The organism is Ramlibacter sp. 2FC (assembly GCF_005503345.1).
Taxonomy (GTDB): Bacteria; Pseudomonadota; Gammaproteobacteria; order Burkholderiales; family Burkholderiaceae_C; genus SCMQ01.
The window spans coordinates 59,321-76,707 of sequence record NZ_SCMM01000010.1 but is presented as its reverse complement, the minus strand read 5'-3'; the positions used below and the strand labels follow the sequence as shown (position 1 = coordinate 76,707).

Sequence of the window (17,387 nt, the reverse complement as noted above, 5' to 3'; positions counted from 1 at the left end):
ATTTGGCTCGCAGCTGTTTTCTATAAGGAACCCAAGATGAAAATCCTCGTCCCCGTCAAACGCGTGGTCGACTACAACGTCAAGGTGCGCGTCAAGTCCGACGGCAGCGGCGTCGACCTGGCCAACGTCAAGATGAGCATGAACCCCTTCGACGAGATTGCCGTCGAGGAGGCCGTGCGCCTCAAAGAAAAAGGCGTGGCCACCGAAGTCATCGCCGTCTCCTGCGGCGTGGCCCAGTGCCAGGAAACCCTGCGCACCGCCATGGCCATCGGCGCCGACCGCGCCATCCTGGTCGAGACCAGTGAGGAACTGCAGCCCCTGGCCGTGGCCAAGCTGCTGGCGGCCCTGGTCGAGAAGGAAAAACCCGGCCTGGTGATCCTGGGCAAGCAGGCCATAGACGACGACGCCAACCAGACCGGCCAGATGCTGGCGGCTCTCGCCGACCTGCCCCAGGCCACCTTCGCCTCCAAGGTCGAAGTGGCGGGCGACAAGCTCAGCGTCACGCGCGAGATCGACGGCGGCCTGGAAACCCTGTCCCTGTCCCTGCCGGCCGTGGTCACCACCGACCTGCGCCTGAACGAGCCGCGCTACGTGACCCTGCCCAACATCATGAAGGCCAAGAAGAAGCCGCTGGACAACGTCAAACCGGAAGAGCTCGGCGTCGATGTGACCCCGCGCCTGAAGACCCTCAAGGTCGCCGAGCCGCCCAAGCGCGGCGCCGGCATCAAGGTGCCCGACGTCGCCACCCTGGTCGACAAGCTCAAGAACGAAGCCAAGGTCATCTGAGGCAAGGAACAGGAGAAACACCATGACCGCACTCGTCATTGCCGAACACGACAACGCCTCCATCAAGGGCGCCACGCTCAACACCGTCACCGCCGCGGCAGAAATCGCCAAGCTGGGCGGCGGCGAGGTCCATGTGCTGGTGGCAGGCCACAACGCAGGCTCCGCCGCCCAAGCCGCCGCAAGAATAGCCGGCGTCGCCAAGGTGATTCACGCCGACGGCGAAGCCCTGGCCCATGGCCTGGCCGAGAACATCGCCGCCCAGGTGCTGGCCCTGGCACCGGCCTACAGCCACATCCTGTTCCCGGCGACGGCCGGCGGCAAGAACTGCGCCCCGCGCGTGGCCGCCAAGCTGGACCTGGCCCAGGTCAGCGAGATCACCAAGGTGGTCGCCCCCGACACCTTCGAGCGCCCGATCTACGCCGGCAACGCGATTGCCACCGTGCAGAGCCTGGACGCCCAGAAGCTGATCACCGTGCGCAGCACCGGCTTCGACGCCGCGGATGCCCAAGGCGGCAGCGCCGCCATCGAGACCATTGCCGCAGCCGCCGACAGCGGCAAGAGCAGCTTCGTGTCCAGCGAGATCGCCAAGAGCGAGCGCCCCGAGCTGACCGCGGCCAAGATTGTGGTCTCGGGTGGCCGGGCCCTCGGATCGGCCGAGAAGTTCAACGAAGTCATCACCCCGCTGGCCGACAAGCTCGGCGCGGCGATCGGCGCGAGCCGCGCGGCGGTCGATGCGGGCTACGCCCCCAACGACCTGCAGGTCGGCCAGACCGGCAAGATCGTGGCGCCGCAGCTCTACATCGCCTGCGGCATCTCCGGGGCGATCCAGCACCTGGCGGGCATGAAGGATTCCAAGGTGATCGTGGCGATCAACAAGGACCCGGAGGCGCCGATCTTCAGCGTCGCCGACTATGGGCTGGAGGCCGATTTGTTCCAGGCTGTGCCGGAACTGGTCGAGGCACTCTGAGCCTGCCGCTGGCGACGCTCTCCGGCCTCGCCTGCATACGCATCGACGGATGGCGAGCGATGCGCCGCGTCACGGGGGCGCCTACCGAATTCGCTCCAGATGGTCCATGACCACGTCGCAGATGTGGTCGCCCCAGGCGTTGAGTCGGCCGGCCTCCATCAGATCGGCATCTAGCCAGCGCGAAGTCGTGTATTGGTTGGCCACGTAGAAGAAGCCGAGCGACATCACGGTCATCAGCATGCTCTGAGGGTCGGCGTCCTGCCGGAAGACCCCCTTCTTCTGGCCCGCCTCAAGAACTTCCTGAATGCGCTCGATCAAGGGCAGCAAGGTGCCCTTGATCTTGGTCGACTTCTTCAAGTACTTGGCGCGCAAGAGGTTCTCGGTGACGACCAATCGCACGAGCTCGGGGTGATGGAGATAGTGCTCCCATGAATGGCGGATCAGCTGCCGCATGCCCTGGACCGGATCGCGCTCGTCCATGTCGAAACTGCGCTGGGCCGCAATCAGTTCGGCGTATACGTGCTCAAGCACAGCCTGGTACAGGCGCTCCTTGCTTCCGAAATAGTAATAGAGCATCCGGTCCACGGTCTTGGCCCGCTTGCTGATCCGATCGATCCGTGCGCCCGAAAAGCTGTGCTCCGCGAACTCCGCAACGGCTGCAGCGAGGATGCGCGCCTGAACCTCCTCCGGGCTTCGCCTGCGCTTGGTCGGCCGTGTCGGCGCACCATTGGCCCTTACAGACTTGGCGGCTGATGCCTTCCTGGCCGCGGGCGCGCGTGTCTTGGCCCCCTCCAGCGATGCGGAACCATCGTTCATTGTTTGCATATCAGTACCTCGGTTGGCATCGGAGCGAGCCAGGTCAGAAATCCCGCGCAGGCCCAAGACCCAGCCCCGTCCGGAAGGGGCGCACCATCGCGCCCCTCGATAGAGAGGCCGCCGACCGCACAAACGGAGAGGGTCCGCCTCAGTTTACAGGATTCATTTTATGGAGTATCTTCTACATAAATAAAGGAAATACACCAAACATATCATGTACCGGATGCTCGCCGAGAGGCTTGTTTGCGACAACACCTTCCTGACAAGGAGTGCACGAATGAAACGCGTTCTGAGAATCACCGCTTTGCTGGCCACGCTTTGGGCCGCATTGGCCAGTCCGTCCCACGCACAGCCGATCAAGATCGGCGAGATCAACAGTTACAAGGCACTGCCGGCCCTGATGGGGCCCTATCGCAAGGGGTGGGAGCTCGCCCAGGACGAAATCAACGGCAGTGGCGGACTGCTTGGGCGCAAGGTCGAGACCATCTTCAGGGACGACAACGCCAATGCCGGCGACGCGGTGCGCGTGGCCGAGGAACTCCTTTCTCGGGAGCGGGTTGACGTTCTTGCGGGCGTGACGCTGTCGAACGTCGGGCTGGCGGTGGCAGACTTCGCGAACCAGCGCAAGGTCTTCTTTCTCGCCTCCGGCCCGTTGAGCGACAAGGTCGTCTGGGAAAGCGGCAACCGCTACACCTACCGGCTTCGCTCGGGAACGCACGCTCTGGCCGCCTCCGTCGTCGACGAAGCGGCCAGGTCGAAGAAGAAGCGCTGGGCCTTGGTTTACCCGAACTACGAATATGGACAGGCGGCCGCCTCCACCTTCAAAGCCGCGCTGAAGAAGGCCCAACCCGACGTCGAGTTCGTGGCCGAGCAGGCGCCGCCGTTTGGCAAACTGGACGCGGGTGCCGTTGTCCAGGCGCTGGAGGATGCCAGGCCCGATGCGATATTCAACGTCCTGTTCGGCGCCGATCTCACGAAGTTCGCTCGCGAGGGCAAGACGCGAGGCCTGTTCAAGAACCGCCTGGTGGTCAGTCTGCTGACGGGCGAGCCTGAGTACCTCGACCCGCTCAAGGACGACGCACCCGAGGACTGGCTCGTCACCGGTTACCCCTACCAGCAGATCTCCACGCCGCAGCACCAGGCCTTCCTGACCGCGTACCAGAAGAAATACAACGACTACCCGCGCCTGAACTCTGTCGTCGGCTACGCCACCATGAAGGCCATCGCAGCCGGCATTCGGAAGGCGGGCTCCGTCGACACCGAGAAACTGGTCGCTGCCTTCAAGGGACTGAACTTCGATTCACCCTTCGGACCGGTGGTTTTCAGACCCCAGGACAACCAGTCCACGCTGGGCATCTACGTCGGCCGCACCGCGCTGAAGGAAGGCAAAGGCTACATGAGGACCGGCACTTACATCGACGGCTCGAAGCTCACGCTCTCCGACGATGAGATCGCCAAGCTCAGGACCGTCAAGTGATGCGCCTCGCGTCATGTTCGACCCATCGATCCTTTGAAACGAGAATGCCATGAGCAACTACGTCTTGAATACCTGGTACCCGCTGACCTGGTCGCGCAACGTGGGCCACGCCCTGACGGCGCACCAGATCCTGGAACAGCAGGTGGTTCTGTACCGAACCGAAGGCGGCAAGGTGATCGCCATGGAGGATGCCTGTCCCCACCGCCTTCTTCCGCTCTCGATGGGCAAGCTCAGGGGCGATGCCATCGAGTGCGGCTACCACGGGATGACCTACGACTGCTCCGGAAAGTGCGTGCGTGTTCCCGGACAGGACTTGATCCCCTCCAGCGCCTTCGTCAGAACCTATCCGATCCACGAGAACATGGGCCTGGTCTGGATCTGGATGGGCGACCCCGCCATGGCCGACCCGGGCAAGGTGTTCGACCTGCCCCAATACCACGACCCCCGCTGGAGCGCCGTGGAAGGCGATGCCCTCGAGATCAAGGCCAACTACCTGAACCTGGCCGACAACCTGTGCGACCCGGCGCACGTCAGCTTCGTGCACCTGAGCACGCTGGGCAACGCGGCGAGCGAAGACGTCCCCGTGCACTCTGAGCAGCAAGACGGCAAGGTGGTGACATGGCGCTGGGTCATCGACGCCCCGCCCATCCCGCTGTTCGCGAAGCACGGCCATTTCAAGGGCAATGTGGACCGCTGGCACTACTATTACTACCATGCCCCGAGCATCGCCGTGATCGACTTCGGCAGCGCGGAAACCGGCACCGGCGCGCCTGAAGGCAGGCGGGACAACTGCATCCAGATCTTTGCCTGCCATTTCATTACCCCCGTCGATCAGGATACTTGCATCGACCATTGGCTGCACGTGAAAAACTTCCAGGCAGACGCTCAGGTCAACGCGGAGCTTTCGGCCGACTTCCGGGTGGCGTTTTCCGAAGACAAGACGATTCTCGAGGCCATTCAGCGCAACGAGCGCCGCCTCCCCTCCCGCCGGACCGTCAAGATTGCCATCGATGCCGGATCGCAGCGGATGCGCCGCCTGGTAGAGCGCATGCGTGAAGCCGAGGCACCTACAGCATGAGCGGCTCCGCACCCTTCCTGCTGGGATGCAATGGCCGAGGGGTCCAGTTGTCGTCCCTAGAGCGCCCCGTGCAACTCGAGGAGCTGCCGATCCGGGAGCAGTTTCGCCTCGTCAATCAAGCTGGGGTGTTCGACTACTTCGACCGTCTCCCGCTGCGCAGCCAACTGCCCGAGTACCTTGAGGCGATCGACGAGTTCGATCTGCCGGTGCATACCTGCAGTTGGTTCTATCGTCTCGGCGACCCAGCCGACGAGGCGCTGCTGCTGGACAACCTGAAGGTCTGCCGGGAGGTCGGGGCGAAGGTCCACAACATCATGACCTTCACGCACCACAGCGATGGCCATGTTCTGACAGACACCGAGATCGTAGACCACTACCTTGCGGTCTACGATGCCGGCATGAAGCTGGGCGTCGAGCCCAGCTTCGAGCTCCACGTCAACATGTGGACCGAGGACTTTCTGCGCGTCGAGAAGCTGGCGCGCAAGGTGCAGGACCACGGTGTGCCGTTCAACTTCACGCTCGACTATAGCCACGTCAATTTCAAGATCAACAACCCAAAAGAGCTCGATCGTTCTGGCGTGCGCGAGGCCGTGGCCCGTGGCGAGCTGATCCTCGACCCGTTTGAGCCGGGCTCCCTGTGCGAGCGCTGGCTCGAACTCAACATCGTCAAATGGACCCAGCTGCGCAGCGTCGCGCCGAACCAGCCCAGGAACCTCTGGCATCACAACGAGGACGGCCAGTTCGCGCGCGGGATTCAATACCCGATGATCAAACCGGCACCGGGTGAGTGGCATTCGCCGTGGAACGCCTACCTGCTCGAACCCTCGAAGGAAGCCATTCGCAAGGTGCTGCGCTACCACGTCACCCATCCGGAAAGTCCGCTGCGTTTCATCACCACGGAAATGATCAACCTTCCGGACTACGGCCTGGGCGCCCGCTACAACCTGTTCGAGCAGAACGTTGCTGCGGCGAAATTCATTCGCCGCGCCTGGGAAGAGACGCTGGCGCTTCATGCCGCCGGACTGTTGTCCCCCCCCTTTGAAGACCACACACACCCATGAAAACCAAAGCTGCTGTTGCGTGGAAAGCCGGCGCGCCATTGACCGTCGAGGAAGTCGACCTCGACGGGCCCCGCGCACTGGAAGTCCTGATCGAAGTCAAGGCGACCGGCATCTGCCATACCGACTACTACACGCTCTCTGGCGCGGACCCGGAAGGCCTGTTCCCCGCCATCCTCGGCCACGAGGGCGCGGGTGTGGTGGTGGATGTTGGGCTGGGGGTCACCAGCCTCAAGAAGGGCGACCATGTCATCCCGCTCTACACGCCCGAGTGCCGCAACTGCAAGTTCTGCCTCTCGCGCAAGACGAATCTCTGCCAGGCCATTCGCGCGACCCAGGGTCGGGGGCTGATGCCCGACGCGAGCTCGCGCTTCTCGCTCGACGGCAAGCCGCTGTTCCATTACATGGGAACGTCGACCTTCTCGAACCACATCGTCGTGCCGGAAATCGCCGTGGCCAAGGTCAGGGAGGACGCGCCCTTCGACAAGATCTGCTACATCGGATGCGGCGTGACCACGGGCGTGGGCGCGGTGCTGTTCACCGCCAAGGTGGAAGCCGGCGCCAACGTGGTCGTGTTCGGCCTTGGCGGCATCGGCCTGAACGTCATCCAGGGCGCACGCATGGTCGGCGCGGACAAGATCATCGGCGTGGACCTGAACCCTGCCCGGGAAGCCATGGCACGCCAATTCGGTATGACGCATTTCGTGAATCCGAACGAGGTCGACAACGTGGTCGACCAGATCGTGCAACTCACCGACGGCGGCGCCGACTACTCCTTCGAATGCATAGGCAACACCAAGGTGATGCGCCAGGCACTCGAGTGCTGCCACAAGGGCTGGGGCCAGTCCATCGTCATCGGCGTGGCCGAGGCGGGCGCCGAGATCAGCACCCGCCCGTTCCAACTGGTCACCGGACGCGAATGGAAGGGATCGGCCTTCGGCGGCGCGCGCGGGCGCACCGACGTCCCCAGGATCGTCGACTGGTACATGGAGGGCAAGCTGCGGATCGACGAGCTGATCACCCACCGCCTGCCGCTCGAGCGCATCAACGAGGGCTTCGACCTGATGAAGCGCGGCGAGTCGATCCGCTCGGTCGTGGTGTACTGATGGGCCTCGAGCTTCTCGCAGAGCACGGCTGCTTCGGCGGCGTGCAGCGCTTCTACAGCCACCCGTCGGCCGCCATCGGGATGCCCATGCGCTTCTCGGTCTTCCTGCCCCGGCGCGCGCTGCAGGGCGAAACCTGCGCCGCGGTGGTCTATCTTGCCGGCCTGACCTGCACCGAAGAGACGTTCATGGTCAAGGCCGGCGCGCAGCGCGTCGCCGATGCGCTGGGCCTGGTCCTGATCGCCCCCGACACGAGCCCCAGGGGCGCAGGCATCCCTGGGGAGACGGAGCGCTGGGACCTCGGCGCCGGCGCGAGCTTCTACGTCGACGCGACCGAGGCGCCATGGGCCCGGCATTACCGCATGCACAGCTACCTGGCGGCCGAACTCCCCGGCCTGCTCGCCGCCGAGCTGCCCGTGGATGGGAACCGGCTGGGCATCATGGGGCATTCGATGGGGGGTCACGGCGCGCTGGTGCTCGCGCTTCGCAACCCCGACCGGTTCAAGTCCGTCTCGGCATTTGCGCCAGTCGCGGCTCCAAGCCATTGCCCCTGGGGTCAAGTTGCCTTTACCGCCTACCTGGGCCCGGACCCCGAGGTCTGGCGCCGCTACGACGCCTGCGAGCTGATCGCGCAAGCAAAGGCGCCACCGTTCCCGGCAGGCATCCTCGTCGACCAGGGCCTCGGCGACCCTTTTCTCGCGACGCAGCTGCACCCGCACCTGCTGGAGGCGGCCTGCGCGGCCGCCGGCCAGCCGCTCGAGCTGCGGCGACATCGCGGCTACGACCATGGCTACTACTTCATTTCGACCTTCGTCGAAGACCACTTGCGCCGACACGCCACCCAGCTGGCGGCCGGGCGTTGAAAAAACAGGAAGGAGCGCATGATGGACACCACTGCCCATGTCGTGATCGTTGGCGCCGGCCATGCGGGAGGCACGGCGGCCGGGCTGTTGCGTCAGTACGGTTTTGACGGACGCATCACTCTGGTCGGCGACGAAGGCGAACTGCCCTACCAGCGCCCACCGCTTTCCAAGGCGTGGCTGAAAGCAGAGGTCGATGTCGATGCGCTGTATCTCAGGCCCGCCTCTTTCTACGAGCAAAACGAGATCCAGCTGCACCTGGACGAGAAGGCCGTACGCATCGATCCGCGGCGGCGCCGCCTTCACCTCTCGGGTGACAAGACGCTGGCCTACGACAGCCTGATACTCGCAACCGGGGCCCGCGCGCGCCGCCTGCAGATGGCTCACGGCGACAGCGAAGGCATCGTCTACCTGCGTGACATGCGCCACGCTGCCGCGCTCAAGGACCGACTGGCGGGGGCGCGTCGCATGGCGGTGCTGGGTGGCGGCTATGTCGGCCTGGAGGTTGCAGCGACGGCGAGGCAACTTGGGGTGGATGTCCTGGTGATCGAGCGTGAACCCAGACTGCTGGCCCGGGTGGCTTCGGCCCCCGTGTCGGACTTCGTGCTCGGGCTGCATCAGCGCGAAGGCGTGCAGTTCCGCTTCAGGGCGTCCGTGTCGGTACTCGAGTCCCGGCAAGGCCGGCTTGCGGCGCTCGTCCTCGATGACGGAGAAAGGATTGCATGCGACCTGCTCCTGGTCGGCATCGGAGCGGTGCCCAACGACGAGTTGGCGCGTGAGGCGGGACTCGACTGCGAGCAGGGCATCGTGGTCGACGCAACATCCAGGACCTCGCATCCCCACATCTACGCGATCGGCGATGTCACCCGGCGACGGGCGTCCGAGAATGAACTGGCCCCCAGGATAGAGAGCGTCTCCAACGCCCTGGACCAGGCCAGACAGGTCGCCAGTGCGATGGCAGGCCGCACGGTGCCGGCAGCCGAGACGCCCTGGTTCTGGTCGGACCAGTACGCGACGAAATTGCAGAGTGTGGGCCTGCCTAGGCCCACCGACACGACCATCGTACGCCCCTCGGCGAGCGGCAGCGGCCTGGCGGTGCTCCACCTGCGCGACAACGTCTTGCGCGCCGCCGAAACGGTCAACAGCGCGCGCGACTTTCTCCTGGCCAGGCGAGCCATCGCATCGGGATGCGTCGTGGACCCAAGGGCACTCGCCAGCGAGGATGCACCGCTGTCCGCCTTGCTGAGCTGAGCGCTTGCGGCAGGCTCGCCACGCCGGCAGGAATTGAAGAATGGCAAACATCACCTACATCGAATCCACAGGCAAGTCCCACCTTGCCGAAGTCAAAGAAAGTTGGAGCGTCATGAAAGGCGCTGTTCACAACGGCATTCCAGGCATCGTCGGGGAATGCGGTGGCGCCTGTGCCTGCGCAACATGCCATGTGTATGTGGACGACGCCTGGAAGGACCGGCTGCAGCCCATGCAGGAACTCGAGCGCGACATGATCGAATTCGCGCTCGACGTTCGGGCGAACTCCCGGCTGGCCTGCCAGATCACCGTTCAGCCCGAGCTGGACGGCTTGATCGTCCGCATGCCTGAAACGCAGAACGCCTGATCCCCCGTACCGCGGCGCTCGCTGGCGTCGCCTCCACGGTCGGACAAGGCTCCGCTGGGGAAGTCGCCCCAAGGTGAATGATGCAGTTGGCTCAGGAAGGGGGGCGAGTCCATCGCCCTGGCACCAGCTGCCCCCTACAATGCCCGGGACCACCCATGAGCAGCCTGATCCTCACCCTGCCCGCCAGCGACGCCGACCCCCAGGCCGGCTACGCCTATGCGCTGACGCCCGACGGCCAGCAGCTGGGCAGCCATGCGAGCGCGCCGGCCGCGCTGCTGCCGGCGCCCGGCCGCGGCGGCGAGGTCGTGGCCGTGGTGCCGGCCGGGCGGCTGTCCTGGCACAGCGTGGAATTGCCGCGCGGCGTGGGCCCGGGTTCGACGCGCCTGCGCCCGGTGCTGGAGAGCCTGCTCGAGGACCGGCTGCTCGACGAGCCGGAACAGCTGCACCTGGCCCTGGCGCCCGACGCGTCCGCCGGCGCACGCGCCTGGGTGGCCGCCTGCGACCGCGCCTGGCTGCGTGGCCACCTGCAGGCGCTGGAAGCCGCGCAGCGGCCGGTCGCGCGCATCGTGCCCGAGCTGGCGCCGGCCACCGGCCCCACGCAGTGCCACGCGGTGGGCGAGCCCGGGCAGGCCAGCCTGCTGCTTACCGGCGAGGCCGCAGGCGGCACCGTGCTGGTGCTGCCTTTGAGCGCCGCCGCGCTCTCGCTGGCTGCGCCCGAGATCGAAGCGCACGGCCTGCTGACGGCCGAGCCCGGCCTGGCGGCCGAGACCGAGCAGCTGCTGCAGCGCAAGGCCGAGCTGCGCACGCAGCCGCAGCGCGCGCTGTTGGCGACGCAGTCCGCCTGGGACCTCGCACAGTTCGAATTCGGCGGTTCGGGCCGCCACCGCGCCGCAAGGCGGCTGGCCGCGGCCTGGCAGGATTTCCGCCACGCGGCGGCCTGGCGGCCCGCGCGCTGGGGCCTGGCCCTGCTGTTGCTGGCCCAGCTCGCCGGCCTCAACGCCTGGGCCTGGCGGACCGAGGCGGCAATGAAGGCGCGCCAGGCGGCAATACGCGACACGCTCAGCCAGACCTTTCCCCAGGTGCGGCTGGTGGTCGACGCACCGCTGCAGATGGCGCGCGAGGTCGCCGCGCTGCGCCAGGCCACCGGCGCCACTTCGGGCCGCGACCTCGAGGCCATGCTGGCCGCCCTGGGCCAGGCCCTGCCCCCCGGACAGGGGATCGGCGCGATCGAGTACAGCGCCGGCGCGGCCCGCTTCAAGGGCCTGCAGCTAGGCGCGGCCGAACTCGGCGAACTGGGCAAGAGCCTGCGCCCGCTCGGCTACCAGGCGCACGCCGAAGGCGACAGCCTGCTGCTGCAGGCCGCGGAGACCAGCCCATGAAGCGGCCGGCCGCCTTGGACGATCTGACAAGACGCTGGCAGGCGCTCGACGCCCGCGAGCAGACCCTGCTGCGCGGCGCCGCCGGCCTGCTGGCCCTGGCCCTGCTGTGGTGGCTGGCGATCGCCCCCGCCTTGGCCACGCTGCGCCAGGCCGGGGCGCGCCAGAGCAGCCTGGAGGCACAGTGGCAGCAGATGCAGCGCCTGCAGGCCGAAGCCCGCGCCCTGCAGGGCCTGCCGCGGCCCGGTCATGACGAGGCCTTGCGCACGCTGGAAGTGTCGGTGCGCCAGCGCCTGGGCGCTGCGGCGCAGCTGCAGCTCAGCGGCGAACGCGCCACGCTCACGCTCAAAGGCGCGCCGGCCGACGCGCTGGCCGAATGGCTGACGCAGGCGCGGGTCAACGCGCGCCTGGTCCCCGCCGAGGCCCGGCTGCAGCGCAGCGCCGATGCGGACGCACCGAGCTGGGACGGCCAGTTGGTGCTGACCCTGCCGCCGCGCTGAGGCCATGCGCGCACGCCGCCCCGCCTTGGCCTCTGTCGAGCCGCACCGCGGCCCCCGCCCCGAATCGGCCCCTTGGCGCTGGGCCCTGGCCGGCGCCCTGCTCGGCCTGGCGCTCACCCTGGCCCTGTTCGCCCCGGCCGCCTGGCTGGCCGCGGCCGTGCAGCAGGCCAGCGGGGGCCGGGTCCAGCTGGACGAGCCGCGCGGCACGCTCTGGCGCGGCTCGGCCCGCCTGGTCCTGAGCGGCGGCGCCGGCAGCCAGGACCGCACCGCCCTGCCCGGCCGGCTGGACTGGCGGCTGCTGCCGCACTGGTCCGGCCTGCGGGCCCTGCTACAGGCTGACTGCTGCATGGGCCAGCCGCTGCGGCTGGCACTGGCGCCGCGCTGGGGCGGCGCCTCCCTGCTGCTGACCGACCCCGGCTCGCGCTGGCCCGCGGCCCTGCTGGCCGGCCTGGGCGCGCCCTGGAACACGCTGCAACCCGAGGGCCAGCTGGACCTGTCCACACCAGGGCTTTCAGTAGAATGGGCCGCAGGGCGGGTGTCGGTGACCGGGAGCGCCACACTGATGGTCAAGGGCCTGTCGTCGCGCCTGTCCACCCTCAAACCCATGGGCACCTACCGCATCCAGCTCCAGGGCGGCCAGCCGGCCACCGTCGCGCTCGCCACGCTCGAAGGCGGTCTGCAGCTCAGCGGCAGCGGCCGCTGGATCGGCTCGCGCCTGCATTTCCAGGGCGTGGCCAGCGCCGCCCCCGAGCACGAGGCCGCGCTGGCCAACCTACTGAACATCGTCGGGCGCCGCAGCGGCCCCCGCTCCCTCATCACCGTGGATTGAATCGCATGCCCATTCGCCCGACACGCCCCTTCCTGCCGCCGCGCCAAGCCGTTCGCCAGACGGCGCTGGCACTGGCCCTTGCCGCCATGCTGGCCGGCGCCGGCGCGCCTGCGCTGGCCCAGGGCGGGGCCTCGCGCGCGGGCGAGCCGGTCACGCTGAACTTCAACAACGCCGAGATCGAGGCCGTGGCGCGCACCATCGCCACCATCACCGGGCGCAACGTGGTGGTCGACCCGCGCGTCAAGGGCACCATGACCCTGGTCAGCGGCGCGCCGGTGCCGCCGGCCCAGGCCTTGCGCCAGTTCGCCGCCCAGCTGCGCACCCAGGGCTTTGCCCTGGTCGAGTCGGCCGGCCTGTACCTGGTCGTGCCCGAGGCCGAAGCCAAGCTGCAGGGCGGCACCGTCTCGGCCGGCGCCGTGCCCGCGAGCAGCGGCCAGATCGTCACCCAGATCTTCCGGCTCAACCACGAGTCGGCCAACAACCTGGTGCCGGTGCTGCGCCCGCTGATCAGCCCGAACAACACCATCAACGTCAACCCCGGCACCAACGCCCTGGTCATCACCGACTACACCGACAACCTGCAGCGCCTGGCGCGCATCATCGCCGCGCTCGACGTGTCCAATGCCACCGGGGTCGAGGTCATCCCGCTCAAGCACGCGATCGCCACCGACCTGGCGCCGCTGGTGACCCGGCTGATCGAGTCGGGCGCCGCGGCGCCGGCGGCCGGCCAGGGCCAGCTCGACACCTCGTTCAAGACCACGCTGGTCGCCGAGCCGCGCAGCAACGCGCTGATCCTGCGCGCCGCCAACCCGGCGCGCGCGGCCCAGGTCCGGGCCCTGGTCGAGCGGCTCGACCAGCCCGCCAGCCCCGGAACCCCGGCCAGCGGCAACATCCATGTGGTCTACCTCAAGAACGCCGACGCCACCAAGCTGGCCACCACGCTGCGCGCCGCGCTCTCCGCCGAGCAGCGCGCCAGCACCACGGCGCCGACCGGCACGGGCGCCGCGGCCGCCACGCCGAGCACCGCCGGCGCCGCCAGCGCCATGGGCAGCAGCCTGTCGGCGACCACCAGCGCCGCGGCCCAGCCCTCCACCGGCGGCCAGATCCAGGCCGACCCCGCCACCAACTCGCTGATCATCACCGCGCCCGAGCCGCAGTACCGCCAGCTGCGCGCCGTGATCGACAAGCTGGACGCGCGGCGCGCCCAGGTGTTCGTGGAAAGCCTGATCGCCGAGGTCAACGCCGACAAGGCGGCCGAGTTCGGCATCCAGTGGCAGGGCGCGCTGGGCCAGAAGGGCAACAGCAACATCGGCGTGCTCGGCACCAACTTCAACGTGGGCGGCGCCAACATCATCTCGCTGTCCACCGGCGCGGCCGACGGCACGACCCGGCCCTCGACCGGCATCAACCTCGGCATCGCGCACAACTTCGGCGGCGTCTACGCGCTGGGCTTCCTGGCGCGCTTCCTGCAGGCCAACGGCGACGGCAACATCCTGTCCACACCCAACCTGCTGACGCTGGACAACGAGGAGGCCAAGATCGTGATCGGCCAGAACGTGCCCTTCGTGACCGGCCAGTTCACCAACACCGGCGCCGCCACCGGCTCGGTCAACCCGTTCCAGACCATAGAGCGCAAGGACGTGGGCCTGACCCTGCGCGTGAAGCCGCAGATCAGCGAGAACGGCACGGTCAAGCTGCAGATCTACCAGGAGGTCAGCAGCGTGCTGGCCTCGTCGGTGAACTCGAGCACCGGCCTGATCACCAACAAGCGATCCATCGAGTCCAGCGTGCTGGTCGAGGACGGCGCCATCGTGGTGCTGGGCGGCCTGCTGTCGGACGAGTACGCGGGCAACCAGGAGAAGGTGCCGGGCCTGGGCGACGTGCCGCTGCTCGGCCATCTGTTCAAGAGCGAGGCGCGCTCGCGCAAGAAGACCAACCTCATGGTGTTCCTGCGCCCGGTGGTGGTGCGCGACGCCGCCGCCACCGACAGCCTCTCGCTGGACCGCTACGACCTGATGCGCGCGACGCAGAAGGACGCCCAGCCCGTGCCCAGCGCGGTGGTTCCGGTGAACGAAGCACCGGTCATGGCGCCGCTGCGCGCGAACCAGCCGCTGTCCGAGGCCATCGTGCCGCGCAATGCGCCGCCGGCGGCTCCTGCGCCCGCCCCTGCACGCTGACAGAGCGAAGGCCATGCGCTACCCCCTGCCCTACGCCTTTGCCCGCAGCAGCGGCCTGCTGCTGGAGGACGACGGCCAGGCACTGACCCTGTGGCTGAGCAGCCGCAGCGACCGCGCGGCGCTCGCCGAGGTGCTGCGCAAGCACGGCGCGCCGCCCGCGGCCCTGGCGCTGCAGCAGGACGAGGCCGGCGCGCTGGCCCAGCGCATCAGCGCCGCCTATGCCGAGGGCGAGTCCAGCGCCGCGGCCGTGGTCAGCGAGGTCGAGTCCGACGCCGACCTCTCGCGCATGATGCAGGAGCTGCCGGCGGTGGAGGACCTGCTGGAGACCGCCGACGATGCGCCCATCATCCGCATGCTCAACGCACTCTTGACCCAGGCCGCGCGCGACGGCGCCAGCGACATCCACATCGAGCCCTACGAGCGCCATTCCAGCGTGCGCTTTCGCGTCGACGGCACGCTGCGCGAGGTGGTGCAGCCCAACCGCGCCCTGCACGCGGCGCTGATCTCGCGCCTGAAGATCATGGCCGATCTCGACATCTCCGAGAAGCGCCTGCCGCAGGACGGCCGCATCTCGCTGCGCATAGGCACGCGCGCGGTCGACGTGCGCGTCTCCACCCTGCCCAGCGCGCACGGCGAGCGCGCCGTGCTGCGCCTCCTGGACAAGAGCGAGAGCCGGCTCAGCCTGGAGGCCATAGGCATGCAGGGCGACGTGCTGGCGCGTTTCGAGCCGCTGATCGCCCAGCCGCACGGCATCATCCTGGTCACCGGCCCCACCGGCTCGGGCAAGACCACCACCCTGTACGCGGCCCTGCAGCGCCTGGACGCGGGGCGCAGCAACATCATGACGGTGGAGGACCCGATCGAGTACGAGCTGCCCGGCATAGGCCAGACCCAGGTCAATGCCCGCATCGAGCTCACCTTCGCCAAGGCCCTGCGCGCCATCCTGCGCCAGGACCCCGACATCATCATGATCGGCGAGATCCGCGACTTCGAGACCGCGCAGATCGCCATCCAGGCCTCGCTGACCGGCCACCTGGTGCTGGCCACGCTGCACACCAACGACGCCGCGAGTGCCGTGACCCGCCTGACCGACATGGGCGTCGAGCCCTTCCTGCTGAGCTCTTCGCTGCTCGGCGTGCTGGCCCAGCGCCTGGTGCGCAAGCTCTGCGTGCATTGCCATGGCACGGGTTGTGCCGAATGCGGCCAGACCGGCTACGCGGGCCGCACCGGCGTGTTCGAGCTGCTGGTCGCCGACGAGACGATCCGCGCCCTGATCCACGACCGCGCGGCCGAGGCCGCGATCCGCGAGGCCGCCCAGGCCACCGGCATGCGGCTGATGCGCGAGGACGGCGAGCGCCTGGTCGCGGCCGGCATCACCTCGCGCGAGGAACTGCTGCGCGTGACGCGAGACTGATATGTTGCCCCCACGCTTGTCACTTCGTGTACTGCGCTGCCCCCCGAGGGGGCCCAGCCCGCCTTGGGGCGGCCCGGCGGCGGGCTGAGCGAGGCCACCTATGCCCGCCTACGCCTTCGAAGCCCTGCAGAACGACGGCCAGCTGCGCCGAGGCGTGATCGAGGCCGACACGGCCAAAGCCGCGCGCGGCCTGCTGCGCGCCCAGACCCTGGTGCCGCTGGTGGTCGAGCCGGTCGCCGCCGAGGCCGGCGACGCTGCAGCGGGCTGGCGCCGGCCGCTGTTTGCCGGCCGCGTGCTCAATGCCACGCGCCTGGCCATCTGGACGCGCCAGCTGGCCGGCCTGGTGGCCGCCGGCCTGCCGCTGGAGCGCGCGCTGACCGCGCTGACCGACGAGGCAGAGGACGAGCGCCTGCGCAACCTGGTCGCCGCGCTGCGCGCCGAAGTCAACGCCGGCGCCCCCTTCGCCAAGGCCCTGGCCCAGCACCCGGGCGAGTTCTCGCCCATCTACACGGCGGTGATCGACGCCGGCGAGCAAAGCGGCCACCTGGGCACCGTGCTCGAGCGCCTGGCCGACGACCTGGAGGAGCGCCAGGCGCTCAAGGCCAAGCTGGTCGGCGCCGCGCTCTATCCGGCCATCGTGACGCTGGTGGCGATCGCCATCGTGGTGTTCCTGGTCAGCTACGTCGTGCCCCAGGTGGCCCAGGTGTTCGCCGGCACCAAGCAGAGCCTGCCCTGGCTCACCGTGGCCATGCTGGCGCTCAGCGGCGGGGTGCGCAGCTACGGCTGGGCCCTGCTGGCGGCCCTGGCGCTGGCCGCCCTGGGCGGCCGGCTGGCACTCAGAAACGATGCGCTGCGCGAGCGCTTCGACGCCGCCTGGCTCAGGCTGCCGCTGCTGGGCCGCCTGGCGCGCGGCTACAACGCCGCGCGCTTTGCCGGCACGCTGGCCATGCTGGCCGGCGCCGGCGTGCCCATACTGCGCGCCCTGCAGGCCGCCGCCGAGACCCTGTCCAACCGCGCCATGCGCGCCGACGCGCTGGAGGCCCTGGTGCTGGTGCGCGAAGGCGCGCCGCTGGCCTCGGCGCTGGCGCAGAAGAAGCGCTTCCCGGGCCTGCTGGCCATGTTCGCCCGCCTGGGCGAGCAGACCGGCCAGCTGCCGCTGATGCTGCAGCGCGCCGCCGCGCAGCTGTCGGCCGAGGTGCAGCGCCGCGCCATGCAGCTGGCCACCATCCTGGAGCCGCTGCTGATCGTGGCCATGGGCGTGGTGGTGATGCTGATCGTGCTGGCCGTGCTGCTGCCCATCATCCAGATGAACCAGTGGGTGAGGTAGGAAG

16 protein-coding genes are annotated in these 17,387 nt (G+C 68.4%); 15 read left to right on the top strand and 1 reads right to left on the bottom strand.

The annotated features are described in order from the left end of the window. Window positions 1-36: 36 nt before the first annotated feature. Entirely contained in the window at window positions 37-786 is a 750-nt protein-coding gene (locus tag FFS10_RS06745) for an electron transfer flavoprotein subunit beta/FixA family protein (RefSeq protein ID WP_137892862.1), read from the top strand. A 22-nt stretch (window positions 787-808) separates the two neighbouring features. After that, the gene (locus FFS10_RS06740; protein ID WP_137892861.1) at window positions 809-1,753 is read left to right on the top strand and encodes an electron transfer flavoprotein subunit alpha/FixB family protein; all 945 of its coding nucleotides are present in this window, start codon (window positions 809-811) and stop codon (window positions 1,751-1,753) included. Window positions 1,754-1,834: 81 nt separating this feature from the next. Here FFS10_RS06740 and FFS10_RS06735 read toward each other — a convergent pair whose 3' ends face one another. Further along, complete coding sequence (locus tag FFS10_RS06735; RefSeq protein WP_171016092.1) at window positions 1,835-2,569, bottom strand: TetR/AcrR family transcriptional regulator; 735 nt, start codon at window positions 2,567-2,569, stop codon at window positions 1,835-1,837. Between the two features lie 277 nt (window positions 2,570-2,846). Here FFS10_RS06735 and FFS10_RS06730 point away from each other — a divergent pair, with 277 nt between their 5' ends. From FFS10_RS06730 to gspF, 13 genes are all read left to right on the top strand, one after another. Beyond that, the gene (locus tag FFS10_RS06730) at window positions 2,847-4,046 is read left to right on the top strand and encodes an ABC transporter substrate-binding protein (RefSeq protein ID WP_137892857.1); all 1,200 of its coding nucleotides are present in this window, start codon (window positions 2,847-2,849) and stop codon (window positions 4,044-4,046) included. 49 nt (window positions 4,047-4,095) lie between these two features. Next, on the top strand, window positions 4,096-5,124 hold the full coding sequence (locus FFS10_RS06725) for an aromatic ring-hydroxylating dioxygenase subunit alpha (protein WP_137892855.1): 1,029 nt from the start codon (window positions 4,096-4,098) through the stop codon (window positions 5,122-5,124). A gap of 68 nt (window positions 5,125-5,192) precedes the next feature. Further along, on the top strand, window positions 5,193-6,185 hold the full coding sequence (locus tag FFS10_RS06720; RefSeq protein ID WP_249931188.1) for an IolE/MocC family protein: 993 nt from the start codon (window positions 5,193-5,195) through the stop codon (window positions 6,183-6,185). Then, window positions 6,182-7,288, top strand: coding sequence for an S-(hydroxymethyl)glutathione dehydrogenase/class III alcohol dehydrogenase (locus tag FFS10_RS06715; RefSeq protein ID WP_137892851.1), 1,107 nt, complete (start codon window positions 6,182-6,184; stop codon window positions 7,286-7,288). The genes FFS10_RS06720 and FFS10_RS06715 overlap by 4 nt, the downstream gene beginning before the upstream one ends. After that, window positions 7,288-8,148, top strand: coding sequence for an S-formylglutathione hydrolase (fghA, locus tag FFS10_RS06710; protein WP_137892848.1), 861 nt, complete (start codon window positions 7,288-7,290; stop codon window positions 8,146-8,148). The genes FFS10_RS06715 and fghA overlap by 1 nt, the downstream gene beginning before the upstream one ends. Window positions 8,149-8,166: 18 nt before the next feature. Then, a complete protein-coding gene (locus FFS10_RS06705; RefSeq protein ID WP_212744097.1) occupies window positions 8,167-9,396 on the top strand; it encodes an NAD(P)/FAD-dependent oxidoreductase in 1,230 nt (409 codons plus the stop codon). 40 nt (window positions 9,397-9,436) lie between these two features. Next, window positions 9,437-9,760: a 2Fe-2S iron-sulfur cluster-binding protein gene (locus FFS10_RS06700; RefSeq protein ID WP_137892846.1), complete on the top strand. Its 324-nt coding sequence runs from the start codon at window positions 9,437-9,439 to the stop codon at window positions 9,758-9,760. 155 nt (window positions 9,761-9,915) lie between these two features. After that, entirely contained in the window at window positions 9,916-11,139 is a 1,224-nt protein-coding gene (gene gspL / locus FFS10_RS06695; protein ID WP_137892844.1) for a type II secretion system protein GspL, read from the top strand. Then, window positions 11,136-11,636, top strand: coding sequence for a type II secretion system protein M (locus tag FFS10_RS06690; protein ID WP_137892842.1), 501 nt, complete (start codon window positions 11,136-11,138; stop codon window positions 11,634-11,636). The genes gspL and FFS10_RS06690 overlap by 4 nt, the downstream gene beginning before the upstream one ends. 4 nt (window positions 11,637-11,640) lie before the next feature. After that, complete coding sequence (gene gspN, locus FFS10_RS06685; protein ID WP_137892840.1) at window positions 11,641-12,465, top strand: type II secretion system protein N; 825 nt, start codon at window positions 11,641-11,643, stop codon at window positions 12,463-12,465. 5 nt (window positions 12,466-12,470) lie between these two features. Then, the gene (gspD, locus tag FFS10_RS06680; protein ID WP_171016091.1) at window positions 12,471-14,642 is read left to right on the top strand and encodes a type II secretion system secretin GspD; all 2,172 of its coding nucleotides are present in this window, start codon (window positions 12,471-12,473) and stop codon (window positions 14,640-14,642) included. A gap of 13 nt (window positions 14,643-14,655) precedes the next feature. Next, entirely contained in the window at window positions 14,656-16,056 is a 1,401-nt protein-coding gene (locus FFS10_RS06675) for a GspE/PulE family protein (protein WP_137892838.1), read from the top strand. Between the two features lie 100 nt (window positions 16,057-16,156). Next, entirely contained in the window at window positions 16,157-17,383 is a 1,227-nt protein-coding gene (gene gspF, locus FFS10_RS06670) for a type II secretion system inner membrane protein GspF (protein WP_137892836.1), read from the top strand. Window positions 17,384-17,387 lie beyond the last annotated feature (4 nt).

Coding starts and splice junctions, on each gene's coding strand:
- FFS10_RS06745 (WP_137892862.1), top strand. CDS start 37: ATGAAAATCCTCGTCCCCGTCAAACGCGTGGTCGACTACAACGTCAAG.
- FFS10_RS06740 (WP_137892861.1), top strand. CDS start 809: ATGACCGCACTCGTCATTGCCGAACACGACAACGCCTCCATCAAGGGC.
- FFS10_RS06735 (WP_171016092.1), bottom strand. CDS start 2,569: ATGAACGATGGTTCCGCATCGCTGGAGGGGGCCAAGACACGCGCGCCC.
- FFS10_RS06730 (WP_137892857.1), top strand. CDS start 2,847: ATGAAACGCGTTCTGAGAATCACCGCTTTGCTGGCCACGCTTTGGGCC.
- FFS10_RS06725 (WP_137892855.1), top strand. CDS start 4,096: ATGAGCAACTACGTCTTGAATACCTGGTACCCGCTGACCTGGTCGCGC.
- FFS10_RS06715 (WP_137892851.1), top strand. CDS start 6,182: ATGAAAACCAAAGCTGCTGTTGCGTGGAAAGCCGGCGCGCCATTGACC.
- fghA (WP_137892848.1), top strand. CDS start 7,288: ATGGGCCTCGAGCTTCTCGCAGAGCACGGCTGCTTCGGCGGCGTGCAG.
- FFS10_RS06705 (WP_212744097.1), top strand. CDS start 8,167: ATGATGGACACCACTGCCCATGTCGTGATCGTTGGCGCCGGCCATGCG.
- FFS10_RS06700 (WP_137892846.1), top strand. CDS start 9,437: ATGGCAAACATCACCTACATCGAATCCACAGGCAAGTCCCACCTTGCC.
- gspL (WP_137892844.1), top strand. CDS start 9,916: ATGAGCAGCCTGATCCTCACCCTGCCCGCCAGCGACGCCGACCCCCAG.
- FFS10_RS06690 (WP_137892842.1), top strand. CDS start 11,136: ATGAAGCGGCCGGCCGCCTTGGACGATCTGACAAGACGCTGGCAGGCG.
- gspN (WP_137892840.1), top strand. CDS start 11,641: ATGCGCGCACGCCGCCCCGCCTTGGCCTCTGTCGAGCCGCACCGCGGC.
- gspD (WP_171016091.1), top strand. CDS start 12,471: ATGCCCATTCGCCCGACACGCCCCTTCCTGCCGCCGCGCCAAGCCGTT.
- FFS10_RS06675 (WP_137892838.1), top strand. CDS start 14,656: ATGCGCTACCCCCTGCCCTACGCCTTTGCCCGCAGCAGCGGCCTGCTG.
- gspF (WP_137892836.1), top strand. CDS start 16,157: ATGCCCGCCTACGCCTTCGAAGCCCTGCAGAACGACGGCCAGCTGCGC.